The organism is Paenibacillus elgii NBRC 100335, from assembly GCF_004000865.1.
Classification (GTDB): Bacteria; Bacillota; Bacilli; order Paenibacillales; family NBRC-103111; genus Paenibacillus_G; species Paenibacillus_G elgii.
The window spans coordinates 23,099-43,823 of record NZ_BIMB01000059.1; the positions used below are offsets into that span (position 1 = coordinate 23,099).

Below are 20,725 nucleotides of genomic sequence, written 5' to 3' on the forward strand. Positions count from 1 at the left end.
CCAATGTTAAGTTGCCGCAGATCTACGCGATGGATCGCTCATTCGACAACCGCGTTTGCAAAATGCGAGTGTTCGTATGCGTAATAGCCGTCTGTGCGTCCTTGAAAGTAGTGTCCTTGGATATGGGCTGGGCTCCAATGCTCTTGAAGACGCAAGCGGATGTCCAGCAGTTCGTCCGGGAGAGCGGACGGATCAAGACCCGTTAGCATAGGCTCGCCTGCACTTCGCAGCATCTCCTGCATCAACTTTACGCGCTTAGCCGTCCGTTCGGCGTCGAAGGCGTCCGTATCCCAGTAATCGAATGTGACCGAGCTGCCCGCCGGGCAGAGGTTGGCGATCGAATGCAGCGTGGAGAATACCACTTCCCGGGGCAAATAATGGACGACACCCAGCCAACTAAAGAAACTTAATGACTGCGCATCGAACGACGATCTGGCTAGCGCCGTCTCCAAATTCTCCTTCGTAAAATCCAACGGCACAAAGTGGAGGTTGGACGGGAGCTCCCATCCCAATTCCGCAAGCCTGCAGCGCTTAAAGGCTTGCGTAGCAGGATGGTCGATTTCGAACACTTGGATATCCTTTAACGTCTCCGGATGCCTGAACGCAAACGTATCCATTCCGGCTCCGAGGATCAAATACTGTTTAGTCCCTTGCCTGATAGCGCTCTCAAGACGATCCTCCGCATACCGTGCCCGGCTGAGAAAGAGAGAGGTCGGAAAATAGCTTTGCAGCATGCATGCCACAGCCGCCGTCCGGTCTTCGCAAGCGGCAGCGCGTTCAGGATCGACGAGCTGAAGCGTCGTTACCATAGTCTGTTCGAAAGCGGCGTGTTCCTCTTCCTTCAGCAAATGATGGGCCAGAAAATCGTTGAAAATTTTTGGCGTTTCGTGAACGGCATGATAGCTTCGCAGGTATGCGCTCATCAGGGCGGAGCGTTTGACTTTTGAATCTTCCATTGTCGTCCTCCTTTGCTAACTATTTAACGAAAATGGGATTATTAAACAATTATAAACCGTTTTCAGCAGTAGGGACATATTTTTTTGACAATCGGAAACCCTTTCGTTTAAAGTAGGTAGTATACTAACTACTACGAGGGGGATCTATGGAAGACGTATTCAAGGAACTGCAAAAGCTCGGCTTTTCGCCATACGAGTGCAAGGCTTACGTCGGCCTGCTGAAATCTAACCCTGTTACCGGCTACGAAATCAGCAAGCGTTCGGGTGTACCCCGGTCGATGATTTACGAGGTGCTCGGGAAGCTGATGGACAAAGGCGCGGTTCATCTTGTCCCATCCGAGCCGGTAAAATATGCCCCGGTGCCGGCGGACGAATGGATCGGCCGGTTGAGAAAGCAATTCGACGAGTCCTTTGCTTATTTGGAGAAGTCGTTGACGATGCTGCAGCAGGAGCGGGAAATGGATGTCATCTGGCATATCCGCAGCGACGAATCGGTCATGAACGAAATCGCGGATCTGATCGGCAGAGCGGAGAAGGAGCTGTGGCTTTCCGTCTGGGAGCCGCAGGTTCCCGGGGTTAAGGCGTCCGTGGAGCGTCATCTTCGGGAGGGCGTTCCTGTTTTTTCCGTGCTGTTCGGAGCGCCGGAGACGCAGATCGGGACGACGTTTCACCATGACTACATGACGCCGGAGGTCGTGAAAGAGCGGACTGGCGGTCATTTGACGATTGCCGCCCGGGACGGGGAAGAGGTGCTGATCGCGAACTTTTCGGACGAATCGACCGCTTGGGCGGTCAAGACGCACGACCCGGCTCTCGTGCTGGTAGCGACGGAATATGTCCGGCACGACATCATGCTCGAAGAAATCACGGTCCAATTCGGTCCGGAGAAGCTGGATGCGCTGTGGCGGAATAACCCGGCCCTGACCCATGTCGTGACCGGAAAACGGCTCGACGGGCGGGAGGAATCATGAGCGAGAAACCTATTCATGCGGCTTACCCGGGAAGTACGGGAAACGAGGAAAGCTTTATTCAAGGCGTAAAGGACTGCCTGCCTACGGTGCTTGGCTACTTGAGCATTGGCTTCGCGGCCGGTGTCGTCGAGAAGACGGCGGGGATGTCCCTTGCCGAAATTGCGCTGATGTCCTTGCTGCTGTATGCCGGTTCGGCGCAGTTTATCGCGGCCGGCATGATGGCGGCTGGAAGCCCCGCCACAGTTATCATTTTTACCGTATTTTTCGTCAATTTGCGCCATCTCCTCATGAGCGCAGCGCTGGCTCCTTATTTCCGGCATCTGCCGGCCTGGAGAAATGCGGGGATCGGTTCCCTGTTAACCGACGAGACGTTCGGCGTAGCCGCTTCCCGATTAACGGCCAAAACCAAGGGCAGCGAGAAGTGGATGTTCGGCTTAAATCTGACCGCTTATCTCAACTGGATCGTCGCCAACGTGGCCGGAGGCATTTTCGGTCAATGGATCCCCGACCCGGAAAAATTCGGGCTGGACTATGCGCTGCCGGCCATGTTCATCGGATTGTTCATGCTTCAACTGCTGGAGCGGTCGAAGCCCGGCATAGATCTCCTCGTTGCCTTTAGCGCGGTAGCGACGGCCATTGCCGGAAGTGTTTTTATATCCGAAAGCGCAGGCGTGCTGATCGCGATCTTGTTCGCCGCAAGTATAGGAGTGTGGATTGAAAAATGGAAATAAGGCCGAGCTTTCTATGGATGCTTCTGGGAGCGTCGCTCGTGACGCTGCTCCCGAGAATTTTGCCGCTAATCGTGTTGAGCCGCGTCCGTTTGCCGGATTGGGGGCTTCGCTGGCTCGGTCACATCCCGATTGCCGTGATGTCCGCTTTGCTGGCGCAGGAACTGCTCGTTTCGAAAGGCGCTTTCTCGCCGCAGCCTGTCGCTCTGCTGTCCGCCGTTCCTGCCTTTGCCGTAGCTTATTTCACGCGGAGCTTGTTGGGCACGGTCGTGACGGGCATTGCGGCGACGATGTTGTTCCGTTACCTTTCATCGCTGCTTGTCTTGTCATGAAATGAGTATCAAGAGGGACAGGGAGTTCCGCGGATGATTCTCGTCGGTCCTGTACGGCGAGAAGCGGGACTGACCCATCCTCGGTTTTGGAGATCGAGGGGAGGAGCGGTTCTCTCAGAAACGCGCGTTGATATAACCCCTCGCGATTAAGTTTTTCACGATTTTAGCGAAATTTGACATACGGACGGAAATCGAATAAACTAATATTGAAGTAAACTTAATAATTAAGGTGATTAAGATGAACGAAGAACTGATCCAATACGTGAAAGAGATCAACAAAGCCGAGTACGACACCAATGTGATGCTAACGTTGGAATATGCCGCGTTGGTCGATGAGACGATTACGGATAAGCAGTTCATTGTGCTTGGTATGGTTCATGAGCACGGCCGGCTCAATACGGGCGAGATTGCCGATAAAATGGAGATTACGCCGAGCGCCGTCAGCCAATTTCTCGGCAAGCTGGAGAAGGCGGGGTACATCAAGCGGTCGATCAATCCGAGCAACCGCAGGGAGATCATCGTCGAGCTGGATCAGCGGGGTACCGAGTATATGGCCCGAAACGAGCAGATCGAGCGTTCCATTATTGAACGTTATTATTCGAAGCTGGGGATGGACGATATTTTGACTTTGAGAAACATTGTTTTGAAGCTGAAAGCGATTGTTGAAGAGGAGCAGGCGAAAGGAAACTAATTTTTTTTGGACAATTGTTAAGTAAACTAAATTATTAATTTAAATTAAATATAGGTGATGAAATCTGCTCCAAGAGAGGAGATGAACTCGAATGCGCTTAAATCATACGACGAATATTGAACAAGCTGTCGAGCGTATCGTTCAGCCTTATGTCAGCAAAAGGAAGCATGCGGTGCTGTCGGTCGGCATCTTGCGCGGAGGGGAGCGGCATGTGTACGGCTTCGGGGATTTGCGGCCGTTTGGAGCGGTGTCCTTTGACAATCTTATATACGAGATCGGCTCGATTACAAAAGTATTCACAACCTCGTTGCTCGCGCTGCTGATCGCCGAAGGCGCGCTCCGCCCGGATGATTCGCTCGGGAAGTTCGAGCCGACGCTTCCCGGCCGTCATCCGGTGACGCTTGCCCATCTGGCTACGCATACGTCAGGTCTGCCGGGCTTTCCAATCTTTAAAGCATGGCGCAACCGTTTCGATAAAACGCAGCATCGCGATCCATACTGCCACTTTACGCCGCAGGAAGCCATTTCCTATTTGCGAAACGTTCCTCCGGGCACCGTAGGGCGCAAATTTCGCTATTCGAACGAGGGAACGGGGATACTCGGCAGGCTTCTGGCGACCTGGCTAGGAACGGATTACGAGACGGCCATCACCGAACGTCTATGTGTGCCGCTGCATTTACCGGACACCGGCATCACGCTGACTTTGGAGCAGCAGGCGAGAATGGTTCCGGGCTATGCGGGGAAAGATGTGCAGCGGCCTGAGACGCTGCTGCGCGATTATGCCGGAGCGGGAGCGCTTCGCTCCACGCTCAACGATCAGCTGACGTTCCTGTCCGCCCATTTGGGTGACCATCCCAATGAAGAGGTAGGTCAGGACCTGTTGATCAGCCAACAAACCTATGCGCGTCACAGCAAGACGATTGGCGTCGGACTGGGATGGATTATCGACGAACGAGGCAAGTTCGCTTGGCATAACGGATCGACACATGGATTTTCCAGTTTTATGGGATTTCATCAAGACCGGTCGTCCGGCATCGTCGTGCTCTCGAATTACCGGTCCGGTCTTTTGAGCGATTCCGTCGACCGGATCGGTCTCGACTTGTTCGATCTGTTGAAAAAGTCGTAGTCAAACTACCGGTCCGCAGCCTCGTCGATATTCGCTCCGAGCGATTGAAGCTTTAAGACAGCGATTTCCTCATCCAGTGTGTAGGGCGCCTTCAAGACCTCATTGCCCAGCCGATCGTAATGCTCGTTCATATATTGGAGCGACAAAGCCAGCAGGGCCAAACGCATGTCGGTCATCTCGGCGCATTCGTCGTCCGCGGATGTCCCATGCACAGGCAGTCTTGCGTCATAGAAATAAATGCTCCGCCCGTCGATCAGCTCGTACCGCTCCAGATTTTCCCGAACGATACCGTACGATACGGCGATATCTGCAAGCTCGTTCGTATTGATCTCGCCGTTGGCTGGACCTGTCTGGCAGAGCAAGACGCCGTCTTTCATCAGAAAGTAATGCTTCCCGCCGATCGTATCCAAAGCTCCGGTGGCGGTGATTAGAAGGTCTCCGATCAAGGCCGCTTCCTGCAAGCGCATGACTTGGCAGCCGTCCATAAAAGCCTCGACCGCCTTCAACGGATCGGTTTCTGCGACCACGATATGGGCGCCGAGGGCTCTGGCCTGTATGGCGATCGCTTTGCCGCGCCTGCCGTAGCCTGCGACCACGACGGTTTTGCCCGCTGCGGCGAAGTCCGTCGTACGCAGCATGTCATCCCATACGGACGGTACGGTTTCGCACCGACGATCGAACGTCTCCATGCCGGGGGCATCGTCCAGAACGATCATCGGAAATGGAAGCCGTTGTTCCTTTTCCAATCGCGTCAAATGCTGCAGACTCGCTCTCGTTCGCGTCACGCCGCCGCGAATGCCCGCCAGCAAGTCCGGGCGCTCCGACTGAATCGTGCCGACCAGTTCCCCGCATTCATCGACGAACAGATGGGGCCCTGTCTCTATGGCGCTGATAAGCCGTGCCTTGGCAGACTCCGGCTCCGAATCGGATTGGGGGATCACAGTGACTCCGTCGGCTGCCAAGGCAGCGCTTATCTCATCATCGTTCGAGTGTGGGCTGCCGCTGGTGATGACCAGCTCCGCGCCCCCGGCCTGGAGTGTCTTCCCAAGACAGGCCGTTGCCGCTTCCAGAGGAAGAGCAAGGACGATCTTCAGTCCCTTGAGCGGCCGCCCGAGCGCGAACCGTTCCCGAATTCGGCCCAGAACGGGCATTTGCGAGCTTGCTCGGCTGATCTTCAGCCTTCCTGCCTGCGTTAAGCCGCTATCGTTAATCGAAGCATGGACTATGGCTTGCATCGTTGTTTATCCCTTCCTTTCCGCGGTAGGCTTAGAAATACGCAAACGAGCAATAGCGCGATGATCCGATAGGGAGATTCGAGCAAGCCCAGCGCATAGCCATAAATGAGATAACCAAGCTCTTGGAACGGAATCGTTTCGCCCGTCGTCATCCGTGAGAGCCAGGAGAGCAGCGACACGATATCCATCGTTAGCCCTCCTCCTTACGGCATACATACACGAACGCCGGAGGGACATTGAACGGAACGAAGTGTATCCCTTCAATGGCAAATTGTTTGCTGAACTGCTTGCGCATTTGCTGTGAATATTGAAAAGCGACAAACCGTCCGCCCGGTCTGAGGGAGGCCGTAATTTCACTGAGGAGCCGATCGCGCAGGCTTTGCGGAAAATTGAAATACGGAAGTCCGCTGATCACGCAGTCGAGCGAATCGATTCCTTCCGTCCGTAGAACGGATTGCAAACATCGGGCATCGTCGTAACAGGCGCAGTCGGCAAATCTCTCCTGCAACCGACCGCGCAGCTCCGCATCTCGTTCGAACAAAAGAACGCGGGTATTGTCTTTTTTGGCCTTTTGAATATATTCCGTAATCGCACCTGTACCGGCGCCAAGCTCCGCGACAGCGCTCACGTTCTCCCAAGCTACCGATTCGACCATCTTTTTCGCCAAAAACGCGGAGCTTGGCGTCACGCTGCCGATTTGTTGAGGATCGCGCGAGAATTTATATAGGAACAGCAGCTTTTCCTGAAGCGTGCTCATGCCAATACTCTCCTTTCTCCATCTGCTTTCTTCATCCTATCGAATAAATCTTCAGAACGAGCGCAGAAATTTCTAAAGGAATTCTGAAGAATTCATAAAGCGGGATTAATCCAAATTATTCGGCGTATGGGTTTGCGGCAACATTTTTGGTAAAATGGTACATGTTCCGCACGTACCGAATTTCTGCATAAAGAAAGGGGATCGAGATGGCATCACGAACTGTTTTGCCGGCGCCGGATGATTTGAAGCGGCGCTTGCTGACGCTTGCGGCCTTGGACGTAATCTTATGCCCGGAAGAATGGCTCCGGTATCATACGTTTATTCCGAATTGGGCGCCAAACGTCTCGCTTGCGAAAATCGACAACGGCGCCGGAGATTGTTTGTTCGTATTGTTTGCGCCGGAGGGCGTTATTTTGAAAGGGTTCGATCACGAATCCGAGCTAAGCCCGCACGCCCAGGACGAGTATGCGGTATGGCCGGGAATTTACGACGGGACGCCGGAAGCTTTGCTGGCTTTGCTTGAGGATGAAGCACTGGAGAAAGAAGATGTAACCTTTTGCATATGGCGCGAAACCGGCGACTCGCAGTGGAGAACGGGAAAAGTACGGATGCCGAAAGGCGCAGACGACGGCTCGGAGTTTTTGCTCGGAACGATCTGCGAAACGCCGGAGGACTATGCGGACTGGGCGGAAGGCTACTTCGACATGCCGATTCCGATCGAGCCCGTCAAAGCTTTGTATGCAGCCCCCGCAATCAGCGTAGAGGCGATCCGTTCCCTGAATCCGGAACGAAACGTAGAGGAAGTTCTTCCGGAGCTTGAAGCTTTAGGGATTACGGTGACGGACCGGGATAGACCATGATGAGGATCGAATCGCTTAGCGAGGAGCCTGTAGAATGGTTCGCTTATCGGACCTCGACCGGCTCGGGCGGTATCGAGGAAGTGCAGCTGCCTGTGTACGTGGGGCATATGTGCGGTTTGCCGTCATCGGTCGACGCGCTGATCGTGACCTCCGATTTGCAGGGGATGATGCGGACCAGGGATGGGAACGACGTCATGCTAGGCGAAGGACTCCCCGACTACTTGTCGCTGATGATCGGCATCGAGCGGCCTGATCTTGCTCCCGATCGGGTCGGCGTCCTGCTATGCGGCGATCTGTATGGCGACCTCCGGCGAGGAGGCAGCGGCGACCCGTCCGGCGTATGGTTTAAATTCGGCGAAACGTTTCGCTGGGTCGTCGGAGTGGACGGCAATCACGATCTGATGGACGATGCCAAGAAGCGGCAGCTCTCCGGCCGAAGCAACATTTGTCTGATCGACCGCCCGGGAGTCGTCGAATTCGGCGGCGCGGCGTGGGGCGGTCTCGGAGGCGTGATCGGCAGACCGGACAAGCCGAACCGGATGACGGAAGCGGACTACCTGCAAGCTTTGCGCAAGCTGCTTAAGAAGCAGCCTCATGCGCTGCTGCTTCATCAAAGCCCGGATGTGCCGGAGCGGGGATGCGCAGGCAGCCCCGAGATTCGCGCTGTACTGGAGAGCGGGCCGGAAGCGCTCGTATTTTGCGGACATTCCCATTGGAACGATCCGCTGGCTTGCCTGCCGGGCGGAACGCAAGTCTTGAACGTCGATGCCAAGGTGTGCATTTTTACAAGATAGGGCGGAGCTGCGGCAGCCGATGATAAGCGACAAGAGACACCGGCTATATGGGGCCGGTGTCTCTGTTCTCTAACCTGCGGCTAAGGCTGATCCTTTTGCCGCTCCGGATCGAACGTCCGGTAGCTGCCGGGCAAATCCTGCTCCGTCGTCAGCTTGGTCAGCTCTACGGTTTGAATGTTTCCGCTTGGGTCCATCGCTTTCATCTCGACGCTGTGATAATTCAGCTTCCGCTCTTGCAGCGTTCGAAGAACGGCTGCGCTTTTGGCCAAAAACGCTTCCTTCGTCAGCTTCACGTATCTTGCATCGGATGCGCCGAATAGGATCTTGTAGCGCAGCTTCCCGCTCTCGCTGGCCCGCAGCTTCTCCGCTTTGTCCAGTTTGTCGGGGGCCAAATAATAGAAGTTGGCGTTCAATTCGTCCTGCGTAATCTCCAGATCGGCTTGCGGAGAAGCTTGCACGTTGAGCGAAGGCATCGGATCGACCGCAGCGGCAATCGCAGTTTTCAAATCGTCGCTGCGTTCTTCGCTAAATTGGTTGTCCAGCTTAAATTTATACTCGTCGGTCACGCTGCCGTCCCGGTGGAAGCCGATGCTTGCCGTCTGCCGCACGCCGTTCATCACAAACTCGAACTTCCCGTAATGCCGCCTGTCTTTGAAGTTGAAGAACACTTTCTTGAAGTCGAGCGTCCCTTGTTCATACGTCCGCTTGACGTATTCATTCGTTTGAAGCAGCGCCTTCGTATATCCGACGGGATTGCCCCAGAAGGAGAAATAACTGGCACAGCCGAAGTAAAGGATCGCCGCTCCAAGCGCGATTAATCCCGTTTTGGCTGCTGTTTTCGCCTGCCTGAGCCCCTGCTTTACCAATAGCGCAGCCCCGATGCCGATAGCCGCATTGACAAGAGCGATCACGGTAAAGAACGGAATATAGCTCGAATTGTTCTCGCTTAACAGCCCGCCCAGCAAGCCGAACGGAATCGTTGACGCAACAATCGGCAGCGTACGGGAGTAGTATAAGCGGCACACGAATGGAGTGAGGATCAGGAATGGAATCGTCGACAGAAAGTGAACCTCTGCACCGCTAATAATGCAGGTCATCAGCATCGCCACCAGTACGCTGACCAGCTTGATCCTGCGCTGATATTTGCCGAGCTGCGCGATCAGCTCCTCAATCTGCCGCTTCTTATCCGGCTCGGGCCGACTCTGCTCGTGGCTCTCGTAATCCTGCTTCATCGTCTCATAGTAACGGCGGCACTCCTCGCAATCCGCGATATGCCGTTCCACAAGCGCGGCGCTTTCTTCACTCGCGAGCCCCTCCACATGGAGCGGCATTAAATCTTTCACGATACTACATGTGTTCATCCTCGCCGTACTCCTTTCTCAGCTTTTCTTTCATCCGGTAAAAATTAACTCGGCAGTACGTTTCGGTCCGGTCGGTCCATTGCGCAATTTCTTTAAAAGATAGCCCATGGAGCAGCCGCAGCCGCATAATATCGCGATGGGGCGGATCGAGCCGGTTTAACCGTTCCACGATTTGCTCTGCCAGCACCTTGTCGCTAAAATCCGTATGGGCGGCAAGCTCTGCTTCGGAAGAATCGTCCAGCGGAAGCTGGAGTTTGTTTTTTCGCAGGCTCCGGTACAGTTGATGCTTGGCGATGCCGAACAGCCACGTTTTGATCGAAGAGTCGCCCTTGAAGCTGTCCATATGCCGGAGCGCTTCGAGGAACGTATTTTGTATAATGTCATCGATATGGTCGGGATTCGGGTACCGGGTAACCAGAAAGCGGTATAAATCGTCGTAATAAAGCAGATAGATCTTCGTTATCGGATCATACATTAACGCACCTTCTTGTCGGCTCGGTTTCGTAAAAGCTTTTTTTCTCTATCATTAGTGCCTGCATGTCCCGTTTTCGTTACAGCCGTCCTATCCAAAATTGTAAAATAGCCCGCGCGGTTTGTCAGCCAAATGCTGGCGCTTTTCACATCGAAGTAGATCGAAAGCCATGAGGTATGCTACCATGTTCGGTAAGAATGGAGTGGACAAGATGGACAAAGTGAAAATTTTAATTATCGAAGACGAAGAAGCGATCGCGGACTTGCTGGCCTACGGCTTGAACAAAGAAGGCTTCCTTACGACGATCTCCCATACCGGAGCGGACGGGCTCAGGGCCATCGAGCACTTCCAGCCGGATATGCTGCTGCTTGACTGGATGCTTCCGGACGTCAGCGGGCTCGATATATGCAAAAAGGTGACGGAGACCCGGAACATTCCGATCATCATGCTGACGGCCAAATCGGACATTACGGACAAAATTGTCGGCCTGGAGTTTGGCGCTGACGACTATATTACCAAGCCGTTCGACCTCCGGGAAGTGATCGCCCGCATCCGGACGATACTTCGGAGAATGACCCATCCCCATAAGCCTGCGGAGGAGCCGGCCAACGAGCCGATCCGGTTCAAAAATATTGAAATTACCGAAAGCGAGCGGCTGGTCCGGAAAAATAACGAGATCGTCGATCTGACGCCCAAGGAATTCGAGCTTCTGATGACGCTGTACCGGCATCGGGGCAAAATTTTTACCCGGACGGAGCTGCTGGACTTCGTATGGGGCTACGAATATGTCGGCGATACGCGGACGGTCGATATTCATATCCAACGGCTGCGCAAAAAGCTGGAGGCGGGCGACGTGATCGTAACCGTGTTCGGGGTGGGGTACAAATTTGACAAACAGGTGGATTAAAGGCATGATCCCGGCTCCGACCATCAAAGTAAAATTTTTGTTAGGTCTCTTTGTTATTTTCGCCGCCTCGTTTTTGCTGCTCAACCACTTTATCGTGCAGATAATCGAGACCAGCAACGAGAAGATCATGACCCAGGACTTGATCGGCCTCAAGAAGAACAGCAGCGTCTATGTGAAACAGGCTTTTATGATCAACCATTTCGGCAACGACGAGATCTATTTTCGCCAAATGGCGAAGGACGTGGTGGAAGAGCTTCGGCAGGTCACTTCCAGCGAGATTAGCGCTTACGGCGTGAATGGGGAGCTGGTCTATGCTTCGGCCGGGTGGAAAAACTCGAATACGGCGGGCGACGATCTGGACCATGCCTTGAACGGCAAAACCTCGTACACGATCAACTACACGGACAGCACGGCCGAAGCTTACTACTCGTATCCGGTCGTCATCGAAGGGAAAAAAGTAGGGATTTTGCGCTTCGCCAAAGATTTTTCCCTGTTGTACGAGCAGAGCAGGCATATTTTGGATTTTATTTCGTACGTTACGATCGCTATCTTCGCTGCTGCGTTTATCTTTTCGTATATTTTATCGCGCAATATCACGATCCCGATCGTCAAGCTGACCAAGGCTTCCACGGAAGTGACGAACGGCAATCTGGATATCCGCCTCTCGTTCCGAAGGAAAGACGAGATCGGCCAACTGGCGGATAACTTCGGGACGATGATCGAGAAGATCAAGGCCCAGATCGGACGCATTGAACAGGACCGGGACCGCTTGGAGGAGCTGAACCGCCATCGCAAGCAGTTTTTCGACAATGTGACGCATGAATTGAAAACGCCGCTGACGTCCGTCCTGGGCTATGCCCAAATGATCAAGGAAAACGGGCAAACCGACGAAGCCTTCTTCGACAAAGGGATGAATCATATCGTTGACGAAAGCAAGAGGCTCCACGATATGGTAGTTAAATTATTGGAGCTTTCCAAGGAAACGTCCGACCGGGAAGCGTTCGAGCCTGTCTTGGCCGGGCGGTTGCTTCAAGACGTATGCGAGGGCATGAGATTCAAGGCCGAACGATACCGGAAAACGATTCGCTGCGAGGTGGAGGACGGGCTGTGGGTTGATGGAAGCGAACCCAAACTAAGGCAATTGTTCATCAATATTATCGATAATGCGATTAAGTACGGCTTCGCGCATACGGCGATTTCGGTGAAGGCGCAGCTTGTCTCCGGCCGCGTGCACATGACGGTTGCGAATCAAGGGGAAGATATCCGCCCGGAGGATTTGGCGAAAATTTTCGAGCCGTTCTACCGGGCCAATATGCGGAAGTCCAAAGAGCTGGGCAGCTGCGGCTTAGGGCTCAGCATCTGCAAAGCGATTGTCGACGACCACCAGGGAAGCATCGTGATCCGGAGCGCCGATCAGGAAACGAGCGTAGCGATTGAGCTCCCTTATACGAAGCCGAAGAGAGGACATGCAGAATGAAACGGATATTCCTGTGGGCGGCGGCGTATGTTCTGCTGGCCGTTATCGTCACCGGCTGTACGGGGGCGCTGAAATCGAAGACCGTTATTATTCCCGACACGGAAGAAGGCCGCGAGCCGCAGAGCTTAAGCGAGACATTCGAAGTAAACAAAATTTATAAGCTGCAGGAGAACGAGGATGGCGAGCTGTTCGGCTGGACCGACAAGGAGCACGTGCTTGGCTATTTTGGTAAAAGGGGCCGGGAGCGAGGCTTCGAGCAGTTGGACTACGAACTCAAGACCCGGCAGTCATGGCCGGAGATCCATGGATTTGTGCACGGCGTCAAAGTATCTGCCGACGGCGCGTATGCTTCGTTTTCCGTTCAGACCGGCGGCAAAGAGAAATTAATGCTGCTTCATTTGGCGGATCAAAAGCAAACCGTCCTGCGGGAGTGGACCAACAAAGAGGGCGTTGTCGTGGCGGGGCAGATGTCGTGGTCGAATAACGGGCGCTACGTCTCCTTTGTGCAAGAGAACGGGAACCAGGAGGCTGTCATTGTCGTTTATGACGTGACGCGTCAGGAGACGAAGGAGTTCAAGTTCCCCGGGAAAACGGAGAACCATCAATTTTATTCCGTTCAGGTTTCGGATGACGGAGCGAGTGCGTTAATTTTCAAAATAGCGGCTCGTCAGGCATATATCGTTTTCGGTTCACTTCAAGGCGATACCTTCGTAAGCCAGTATGAGCATCCCGTAAGCAGTGAGGGAAACGGCGATTTTGTGAATGACGATCAAATCGTTTTTGTCGGGGAGGAAGGCTCGTTAACGTTATTCGACCGCCGGAATGCGAAGACAACGATTTTGCTTGAACGGAGCGGCGTGTTCCAGCTCTCGCGCGACCGCAAATATATCGCCTACTCCAAAGGCCGCGAAAATCTGTACGTGGCCAAGCTGCAAGGAAACAATATCATGAACGAAAAGGAAATCTACAAGGGAATCGTTCCCGAACAAATCGAGTGGAGCCCGGATAACCGGAGGATGCTGCTGAACGGCAGGAAATGGTATGAGTCCCGCCCTGTCGTCAGCGCCCCGAGCGCCGCGCCTTTTTCCCAGAACAGCTCCCTTTTTATCATCGAATTTAAGTGAAGCGTTCAAAGTTAAAACATTTCAATCGACATCTATCTACAGGAATTTGCAACTTCTATACAAGAAAATACAATTTTTTAGCGAGATAAACTAAATCTTACAAATCGGAAACGAGATAGAATATCATTACTTGTGTTCGGACTCAAACTAATCTGAAACAAAGGGGAGATGATTGTTTAATGAAAAAGTCCTTGTTGATGTTATCGGCCTTCACACTTCTGATGTCCGCCGCTCCGATCAGCGCTTTCGCGAAAGAGACGGCAACTACTCCGCAAAACGTACAGACTGGCGATGCAGGCTTGTTCTCGTACAAGTATTATTTCGAGCTCGGAACGGGGCTGTTAACCAGATTTGGTAAATCGGGGGAATTTCGGCCTGTTAGTGATGAACTGACATTGACGGTTTCTCAGTCCAGCTCGGGAGATACGAAAGTTATCTATATGCTATACGAAGTAGAGGGGATTAGGGAAACAAAGGTCGGCGACATCGTTGTCACAGGGAATAAAACGGACGAAGCGCTCGAGAAAAAATTTCATGTGAACCCGGACAAACAGCACATTATCGCTGTGGCGAACAAAAGTAACAATAGAACGAAAGTGCATGTGAAAGTTAGCCCGTAAGCCGGGGAAACTCAAGGAGCAGGAGGGATAACCTTGCTGCTCTTTTTTGTGTCCCGCCAGTGTCATCATCCTGGTTAGGGATTTTTTTGCGTTGAGAACCTTTTTGCCGGATTTTGTACCTCGTTGTCCATCGTTGTCCGATTCCGTTACATTTTGTTTACAACTCGGAGAAGTTTTGGTAACAACGTTGACTTATAACTAGGTTTAGAGAAACCAATTTCATGGAAAGGTTGAACGGAATGAAGAGGACTAAAGGACTGCTGCGTTTGCGGATTGGCATCGTTGTGCTTGCGTTGCTGTCTGGCTATTTCATCGTCGATGCGATGCTCCCCCAGACGGAGGCGAAAGTAAGAGAGGCGAAGAGTGAGCAAGTCCAGAGTCAGGCGAACCTGAAGCCGCCGAAGAAGGACAAGCTGGTCGCGCTCACCTTTGACGACGGGCCGGATGCGAAATATACCGTCAAAATTTTGGACGTTTTGAAGAAGTATGACGCGAAAGCGACTTTTTTTGTCGTCGGCTATCAGGCGGAGAAATACCCGGACGTTCTATCCCGCATCGTCAAGGAAGGGCACATGCTGGGGAATCATACGTGGAGCCACAAGGATCTGACCAAGCTGAACGGACAGCAGATCAACAATGAAATCGTCAAGCTGAACAAGGTGATTCAGAACGCAACGGGCGAGGCCCCAAAGTATGTCCGGACGCCTTACGGCGCGGTTTCCAAAAAAGTAACCGAAGCCATCGAGCAAAACGGTCAGCACAATGTGCTGTGGAATGTCGATACACGCGATTGGGCCGGAGCGACGCCGGAGGACATGCTGAAAAATGTCAAAGCGAATCTGAAGCCCGGAGGCATCATTCTGATGCACAGCTTCGGCGGCAAAAAGGGCGATCTGAGCAATACGATCGAATTGCTGCCCAAGATGATCGAGGAATTGCAGGAAGAAGGCTATTCGTTTGTGACGGTAGATGAATTGAAATCGAAAAGCTCTTAACAGGAGGAACAGAACATGAGAAAAGCATGGCTAAGCCTAAGCGGCTGCCTATTGATGATCGCGGCGACAGCTTGCAGCGCCGATGGAGGCCCCGGCGAAGCGGCGCAGCCGGAAGGCGGCGCGAACAAGAACGAGGCGCAAGCGGACACGACAAGCAAGACCGCCGAATCTGTCCAATCACAGGGCGGCAAGAAGACGGTTGTGCTCTCGACGTTTTTTGAGGACGATTTTTTCAAAGACGCGAAGCGCAAATATGAGGCGAAGCACCCGAATATCGAGATCCAGCTTAATTATGTCCCGACGGACGATAGTCACGGCGAGGAGAATGTGGAAAACTTTATCAAAAAGACGAATACGCAAATGTTATCCGGAAAAGGGCCGGATCTGGTAGAGATGGACCTGCTGCCTATGGATAACTACGTGAATAAGAAAGTGCTTGCCAATTTGAGCGACATGATGGAGAAGGACCCCGAGTTCAAGAAGGATCAATATTTTCAAAACATTTTGGAAGGAATCAAGCTGAACGGCAGCGTCTACGGGATGCCGGTCAATTTCTTCTTGTACGGTCTTGTCGGGGACGAAGAGGCGATCCGGAAAACGGGGGTGACCTTCGACGACGCTCGTTGGACCTGGAGCGAGTTCAGCGAGACTGCCAAAGCGCTGGCGAAGAAAGGGGATCAGCGTTATGCCTTTATGACCTATCCCTCCGGATTGTTAAATGAAATGGTGAAAAATAATTTATCCTTGTATGTCGATCAGGTCAACCGGAAAGCCAACTTTCAATCCGAGTCTTTTATCAACTTAATGAAGCAAGTGAAGTCGATGTTCGACGAGAAGGTCGTGACGGAAGAGGCGCGCCAAGCGTATTTCAGAATGACGCATATCACCTCGCCCGCGGATTATATTTTGACGCCGAAGGAAAATTTCGCTCAACCCAAGCTGTATTCCAGACCGAAGGGAGAAGGCCAAAAAGCCGGAGATTTTTTCCGGACTTACCGGACGATGGGCATAAACGAGAAATCCGCCGTGAAGAAGGAAGCCTGGGATTTTATCAAATTTCTGATGTCCGAGGAGATGCAGCCTTCACCGGAACGGGCCGGTTTTCCTCTGAACAAAGCCGTATTTCACAAGCAGGTGAAGCAATTGCTCCAAACCGGAACCGTTAAGGCTCACGAGCTCGGACCGCTGAAGGGCAAGACGTTCCAAGTCACCGAAGCGGATCTTCAGGGATTGGAGCAGCATCTGTCGAGGGCCGTCTATCAGGTGGCGTTCAAGCCTTCCAAGCTGGAGGACATTATTGTCAAGGAATCGGAAGCCTTCTTCAAGGGCCAAAAGTCCGCGGAGGACGTGGCGAAGCTGATTCAGAATCGGGCGACGACGTTCTTGAACGAATGAAGATGATCGGAAACATTTTGTTTATAAGCGGGAGAATTCAGGAGAGGTGCTTGTGTGGAGAGAACTTTCGGTCAGTCGAGTTTTTTAGCCGAGATCGACCCGGTAGATAGAACAAGAACCTTCGCAGGGAATGCGAAGGTTCTTTGTTTACGCTCATTCATTGAAGAAAATAAAATAGAAAGTTACACAATATCCAATAAAGGTCAGTATAATACTCAGTAAAATTAACTTCGCATACGGAGTGCTGTGGATCTTATAGTATGCTATTCCCAACGACAACATGCTGACTAAAAAGAAGATAAGCATTACAGTCGCAAATATTTAGATCATTCCTTTCCTTATGTCAGCTAACCCTGTGGTAATAATATTTTGCATCCTTCGAAGCCGACCACCAAATGTACGAAGGGCGGAGAAGCCTATGTTAAATGCGGGGACGCGAATCTCTAATGAGCTGCGGAAGGCGTCCGGGCAACCAACACATAGAATTTAAAGAACAAGGGTCACACCGCAATATAAGCGATAGTGACCCTTGTTTCTAGTGCTTTCTCTTAAAATTAATTACTAGTGCCAAGGTAGCAAGCGGACCGATAATAAGAGAAATGAAAAACCAGAATAATCCATTCTGATTCTTACTTTGAGCAAGCCCTGTGTTTACAAGCGCAAGCGAAAGCCAATATATAAGATGGTATTCTATCTAAAGCACCTCCCAATTATTTCAAGGTATGGGTGCTATCATTATACCAAATTTGCTGCCAAATGCCTTTATTGATGTTGTTTAGAGCTGGAGTATTCCCTTCAAATTTGGCATATCCTGCATTCCCATCCCCTTTTAAATAGCCGATAAGAGCATATTCAACGAAGCCTCCAGCGGGAACCATTTTTGCCGTCCAATTCTGCCTTGCATATGCTTCGCTGCCGGAAGTCTCCTTTGATGCTGACCCAGACTCGCTGATAATAACCCCGGGGTTATAATTTCGGTGTGCTCCATTGGCATCGACAACTTTTGTGACACGCCCACCATTAGCGAGATCGAACCTGTACGTAAGTGTCAGGTAAAAAGTTGTAATGCTAACACCTAACACAGTTGACTCCCATTGAGCATTCAACGTATTAGGTAGGTCAGAAACCAAAGTAGCTTTTGTTTCTACTGGTACTCCCTCAATCATCACAGTCTGATTTTTGAGTTCCAACACTTTCCCAATTTCAGAGGATTGAAGAACTTTCAAAAATTTTTCTTGATCGTAGGAAGAAAGAGCTTTGAATTTTTCCAATACCTCAGTTGCGCCGGGATCAGTCTTTTGTTTCTCCGTCAAATATTCCACATACCCGGAAACCGTTAAGGAATTGTTTTGACTAGGGGCAGCAGATGCAACGGTGGAGAACATCGCCAAAAAAATGCATACAACGAGCGACCAAAGAGTTACTTTTTTGAAACCATTCGTCATTGATAAAGTCATTCAAACCGCTCCTTAAAAAATATTTTGAACAATGGTCGGCCGACTGACTTGTTCAAACATAAATTATCACAATAATACAAAATATGGGATAGGAATAGGAGTCTATTTTCGTTTTGATAATTTCCTCAAAATGTACAAGTGATTACAGTGATTACCAAATAACAGTTAAGCTTTGTAGAAGTTTATCGAATCATCGTGTTTTGTGTAAGAATTTAGGCTGAGAAAATCAATTAATTGTAAGACGAAACTTACTTTGCTATAATTAAAAATTGTAAAAATATACATTTAAAAGGAAGGTTATGTGCTATGGTGGGCGTTAAATTAAAAACCATCTCAGATATTATCTTCCAACTTAGAAAAGAGAAAAATTTGACATACGCAAAACTTGAAGAGCTAACAGGGGTAAGTAAAAGTGTACTAAATCGTATAGAGCGCGGGGAAACGAAGCGGCTTGAATTTAAAAATTTGAAGGCTATAGCTACCACTTTTCCTGCACAATATTTCGAGATTATGGAGTGTTACCTACAAGAAGAAAATCGGATAAACACTTTGTTTGAAGTACTCGAAGAAGTGACTACCTGTGAAAAGAACTTTTTGCTAGTTCCGAAAGTGGGGACGCGGATATTGGAGTTGCATATGGTAGAGACGGAAGAATCGCTTCGACGATTGCTTGACTTTACCAGAAAAGTAAACCATGATTCACTGAAAATTTCGCTCTATGCAATAATCATAAAGTATTCCAGAGAACGCGGAGTGCCGTATTACGTAGCCAAAGGGCTGCTTCAAAAGTATTTGATTGAGAGGAACGATTTCGATAAATTGGAAGAATCCTTTCAATCAGGCAAAGAAATTTTACACTACACTAATTTTTTATCACGTGAGGAGAAAATTACTTATTACTTTAGAATGGTTTTACATGCATATAACATCAAAAAGTTTAAAGAATGCATACAACTCTGTGAGGAAGGTCTTCCGCTAGAAAAAGAAGATACTGAACTTAAAGCGAGGGCCTATTTGACGATGATTAATTCATATTCGCAATTAAAAGATTACGATGCGGTTGAGAAGCACCTGGATACTTTTGAAAACATGAAGAATGATTTTGTTATCGAATCCGCCAAGATTACTCGGGCCTTAACAAAAGCACGAAAGAAAGAGTTTGATATTGCTATACCGTTGCTTAAAAAATATATGGACGAGGTCAGCTTGGATAATAAGATACACATTGCAGATGAACTACTTGAAATTTATTTTCAATTAGGGGATTTTAAATCTATTGAAGAAATATTAGAAAGGGAAAAAGAGTTTTTACCTAAACAGCCACTAACGCCACAAAAACTGGCGTCTATTGGAAAGTTTTATAGATACAAAGGATATTACCAACTTAGTATCGGCTTGCTTGGTCAACAGGTAAAGAGCAAAAAGATCACGGCTGATAACTTGGCGGAAATGTTCCACGAAGTCGGTCTTATTGCATCTCGTTTGAATCATCAGAGTGATCAGCTTGTCGGTAAAGACGTCATTGGAAGAGGTTAAAGTAGATGTAACGGGCCGGAATGAATATAAGTCATTATAAATAAGTGTTTTTCGGTTAAAACAGGTGATCATAAACCTGTTTTTTTATTTTTTAAAGTTGCACAAAATGGAATTACAAGTTTTTTATGAGATGTATGGTACAGTTAATTTTGTGAAAAAACAAAATTGCAATAGTTGAAAAAAGGGGACTGCCATATGACCATGTTAGCGAATGGAAAGGAGGCTTGTGTAACCCTTGGACTAAACAATTTAGACGATGGTGCGTTACTCAATGCCATGAAGAACATTCGGAACCAAATGGAAGAAGCAATACACCAAGGTGAGAGTTTAACGAGTGAATATGTGGTCCAGTTGAGTCAACAATTAGATACATACGTTTTAATTGCTCAAATGCGAAAAATGCGATGTGTGAGCTAGAATGAGGTGTGCTTATGCAAGAGGATAGAAGAACTGGAATTGTTAGAGTGGTCGACAATGTAGGTAGAATCGTAATTCCTACGGAGCTTAGGCGTATGTTGAATCTGAATCCCAATGTTCAGACGGAGTATTTTTGCGATGACGAGAGAAAGGCGATTATGGTCTATAGATATCACTGCAAAGAATGTTTGTTTTGTTTGAGTGAGAAACAAGCCATTTACTTCAAAAAATTTTATATTTGTATGCAATGCATTCAAAGCCTTCCGGCGCTTCAAGTTTTCTTGGCGCGGGTAGAACGTGAACGAGCAAGTGAGAGAAACAAGAAAGAATATACTTCAAGAAGGAAAAAAGCATTGGATCGGCTACATCAAGCGATGAAGGAAAACCCTAGAGCCTCGCAAAAAGAGTTAGCCCAAATCCTGGGATGTTCTCCAGCATGGGTCAGTAAATTAATTAGGGACCTATAGATGGATCGGGGGCTAAACATTAGAAACAAAAAGAGTCCCGGCCAATG

General features: G+C 50.2%; 23 protein-coding genes. 16 read left to right on the forward strand and 7 right to left on the reverse strand.

Going from position 1 to position 20,725, the window contains the following annotated elements:
• Positions 1-38 precede the first annotated feature (38 nt).
• The gene (locus PEL01S_RS29270; protein WP_127462745.1) at positions 39-956 is read right to left on the reverse strand and encodes a class I SAM-dependent methyltransferase; all 918 of its coding nucleotides are present in this window, start codon (positions 954-956) and stop codon (positions 39-41) included.
• A gap of 146 nt (positions 957-1,102) precedes the next feature.
• Between PEL01S_RS29270 and PEL01S_RS29275 the strand changes: the two genes are divergently transcribed.
• The 5 genes from PEL01S_RS29275 to PEL01S_RS29295 all read left to right on the forward strand — a co-directional run bounded on the left by PEL01S_RS29275 (position 1,103) and on the right by PEL01S_RS29295 (position 4,804).
• Positions 1,103-1,927 (forward strand): TrmB family transcriptional regulator, encoded by an 825-nt coding sequence (locus tag PEL01S_RS29275; protein ID WP_127462746.1) that lies wholly within the window; start codon positions 1,103-1,105, stop codon positions 1,925-1,927.
• Positions 1,924-2,658 carry an AzlC family ABC transporter permease gene (locus PEL01S_RS29280; protein ID WP_127462747.1) on the forward strand — a complete coding sequence of 245 codons (735 nt, stop codon included), beginning with the start codon at positions 1,924-1,926 and terminating at the stop codon, positions 2,656-2,658. The genes PEL01S_RS29275 and PEL01S_RS29280 overlap by 4 nt, the downstream gene beginning before the upstream one ends.
• A complete protein-coding gene (locus tag PEL01S_RS29285) occupies positions 2,649-2,987 on the forward strand; it encodes an AzlD domain-containing protein (RefSeq protein ID WP_127462748.1) in 339 nt (112 codons plus the stop codon). The genes PEL01S_RS29280 and PEL01S_RS29285 overlap by 10 nt, the downstream gene beginning before the upstream one ends.
• 238 nt (positions 2,988-3,225) lie before the next feature.
• Positions 3,226-3,678: a MarR family winged helix-turn-helix transcriptional regulator gene (locus tag PEL01S_RS29290; RefSeq protein ID WP_127462749.1), complete on the forward strand. Its 453-nt coding sequence runs from the start codon at positions 3,226-3,228 to the stop codon at positions 3,676-3,678.
• Positions 3,679-3,769: 91 nt separating this feature from the next.
• Positions 3,770-4,804: a serine hydrolase domain-containing protein gene (locus PEL01S_RS29295; RefSeq protein WP_127462750.1), complete on the forward strand. Its 1,035-nt coding sequence runs from the start codon at positions 3,770-3,772 to the stop codon at positions 4,802-4,804.
• A gap of 5 nt (positions 4,805-4,809) precedes the next feature.
• On the opposite strand, the gene PEL01S_RS29300 is transcribed toward PEL01S_RS29295, so the two are convergent.
• From PEL01S_RS29300 to PEL01S_RS29310, 3 genes are read right to left on the reverse strand one after another with little or no spacing between them, the layout of a single operon-like run.
• Positions 4,810-6,039, reverse strand: coding sequence for an adenosylhomocysteinase (locus tag PEL01S_RS29300; RefSeq protein ID WP_127462751.1), 1,230 nt, complete (start codon positions 6,037-6,039; stop codon positions 4,810-4,812).
• Positions 6,027-6,227: a hypothetical protein gene (locus PEL01S_RS29305; protein ID WP_127462752.1), complete on the reverse strand. Its 201-nt coding sequence runs from the start codon at positions 6,225-6,227 to the stop codon at positions 6,027-6,029. The genes PEL01S_RS29300 and PEL01S_RS29305 overlap by 13 nt, the downstream gene beginning before the upstream one ends.
• A gap of 2 nt (positions 6,228-6,229) precedes the next feature.
• Positions 6,230-6,796 carry a class I SAM-dependent methyltransferase gene (locus PEL01S_RS29310; RefSeq protein ID WP_127462753.1) on the reverse strand — a complete coding sequence of 189 codons (567 nt, stop codon included), beginning with the start codon at positions 6,794-6,796 and terminating at the stop codon, positions 6,230-6,232.
• Positions 6,797-7,002: 206 nt separating this feature from the next.
• Between PEL01S_RS29310 and PEL01S_RS29315 the strand changes: the two genes are divergently transcribed.
• A complete protein-coding gene (locus tag PEL01S_RS29315) occupies positions 7,003-7,656 on the forward strand; it encodes a hypothetical protein (protein ID WP_127462754.1) in 654 nt (217 codons plus the stop codon).
• Positions 7,656-8,450 carry a metallophosphoesterase family protein gene (locus tag PEL01S_RS29320; protein ID WP_218032561.1) on the forward strand — a complete coding sequence of 265 codons (795 nt, stop codon included), beginning with the start codon at positions 7,656-7,658 and terminating at the stop codon, positions 8,448-8,450. Before PEL01S_RS29315 ends, PEL01S_RS29320 begins: the two co-directional genes overlap by 1 nt.
• A gap of 80 nt (positions 8,451-8,530) precedes the next feature.
• On the opposite strand, the gene PEL01S_RS29325 is transcribed toward PEL01S_RS29320, so the two are convergent.
• Positions 8,531-9,811, reverse strand: coding sequence for a zf-HC2 domain-containing protein (locus tag PEL01S_RS29325; protein WP_127462756.1), 1,281 nt, complete (start codon positions 9,809-9,811; stop codon positions 8,531-8,533).
• A complete protein-coding gene (locus PEL01S_RS29330) occupies positions 9,798-10,286 on the reverse strand; it encodes an RNA polymerase sigma factor (RefSeq protein ID WP_127462757.1) in 489 nt (162 codons plus the stop codon). Before PEL01S_RS29330 ends, PEL01S_RS29325 begins: the two co-directional genes overlap by 14 nt.
• A gap of 208 nt (positions 10,287-10,494) precedes the next feature.
• On the opposite strand from PEL01S_RS29330, the gene PEL01S_RS29335 reads away from it, so the two are divergent.
• From PEL01S_RS29335 to PEL01S_RS29360, 6 genes are all read left to right on the forward strand, one after another.
• Positions 10,495-11,190, forward strand: coding sequence for a winged helix-turn-helix domain-containing protein (locus PEL01S_RS29335; protein WP_063184936.1), 696 nt, complete (start codon positions 10,495-10,497; stop codon positions 11,188-11,190).
• A 4-nt stretch (positions 11,191-11,194) separates the two neighbouring features.
• Positions 11,195-12,667, forward strand: coding sequence for a sensor histidine kinase (locus PEL01S_RS29340; protein WP_127462763.1), 1,473 nt, complete (start codon positions 11,195-11,197; stop codon positions 12,665-12,667).
• The gene (locus PEL01S_RS29345; RefSeq protein WP_127462758.1) at positions 12,664-13,791 is read left to right on the forward strand and encodes a hypothetical protein; all 1,128 of its coding nucleotides are present in this window, start codon (positions 12,664-12,666) and stop codon (positions 13,789-13,791) included. Before PEL01S_RS29340 ends, PEL01S_RS29345 begins: the two co-directional genes overlap by 4 nt.
• Before the next feature lie 179 nt (positions 13,792-13,970).
• A complete protein-coding gene (locus PEL01S_RS29350) occupies positions 13,971-14,411 on the forward strand; it encodes a hypothetical protein (RefSeq protein ID WP_063184896.1) in 441 nt (146 codons plus the stop codon).
• A gap of 239 nt (positions 14,412-14,650) precedes the next feature.
• Positions 14,651-15,406 (forward strand): polysaccharide deacetylase family protein, encoded by a 756-nt coding sequence (locus PEL01S_RS29355; RefSeq protein ID WP_127462759.1) that lies wholly within the window; start codon positions 14,651-14,653, stop codon positions 15,404-15,406.
• 15 nt (positions 15,407-15,421) lie between these two features.
• Positions 15,422-16,801, forward strand: a complete 1,380-nt coding sequence (locus tag PEL01S_RS29360; protein ID WP_164824335.1) for an ABC transporter substrate-binding protein — start codon at positions 15,422-15,424, stop codon at positions 16,799-16,801.
• Positions 16,802-17,511: 710 nt separating this feature from the next.
• On the opposite strand, the gene PEL01S_RS29365 is transcribed toward PEL01S_RS29360, so the two are convergent.
• Positions 17,512-18,258: a hypothetical protein gene (locus PEL01S_RS29365; protein ID WP_127462760.1), complete on the reverse strand. Its 747-nt coding sequence runs from the start codon at positions 18,256-18,258 to the stop codon at positions 17,512-17,514.
• A 306-nt stretch (positions 18,259-18,564) separates the two neighbouring features.
• On the opposite strand from PEL01S_RS29365, the gene PEL01S_RS29370 reads away from it, so the two are divergent.
• From PEL01S_RS29370 to PEL01S_RS29380, 3 genes are all read left to right on the forward strand, one after another.
• The gene (locus tag PEL01S_RS29370; protein WP_127462761.1) at positions 18,565-19,794 is read left to right on the forward strand and encodes a helix-turn-helix domain-containing protein; all 1,230 of its coding nucleotides are present in this window, start codon (positions 18,565-18,567) and stop codon (positions 19,792-19,794) included.
• Between the two features lie 276 nt (positions 19,795-20,070).
• A complete protein-coding gene (locus PEL01S_RS29375; RefSeq protein ID WP_255320173.1) occupies positions 20,071-20,211 on the forward strand; it encodes a Spo0E family sporulation regulatory protein-aspartic acid phosphatase in 141 nt (46 codons plus the stop codon).
• Positions 20,212-20,225: 14 nt separating this feature from the next.
• The gene (locus PEL01S_RS29380) at positions 20,226-20,678 is read left to right on the forward strand and encodes an AbrB/MazE/SpoVT family DNA-binding domain-containing protein (protein WP_127462762.1); all 453 of its coding nucleotides are present in this window, start codon (positions 20,226-20,228) and stop codon (positions 20,676-20,678) included.
• Positions 20,679-20,725: the final 47 nt, after the last annotated feature.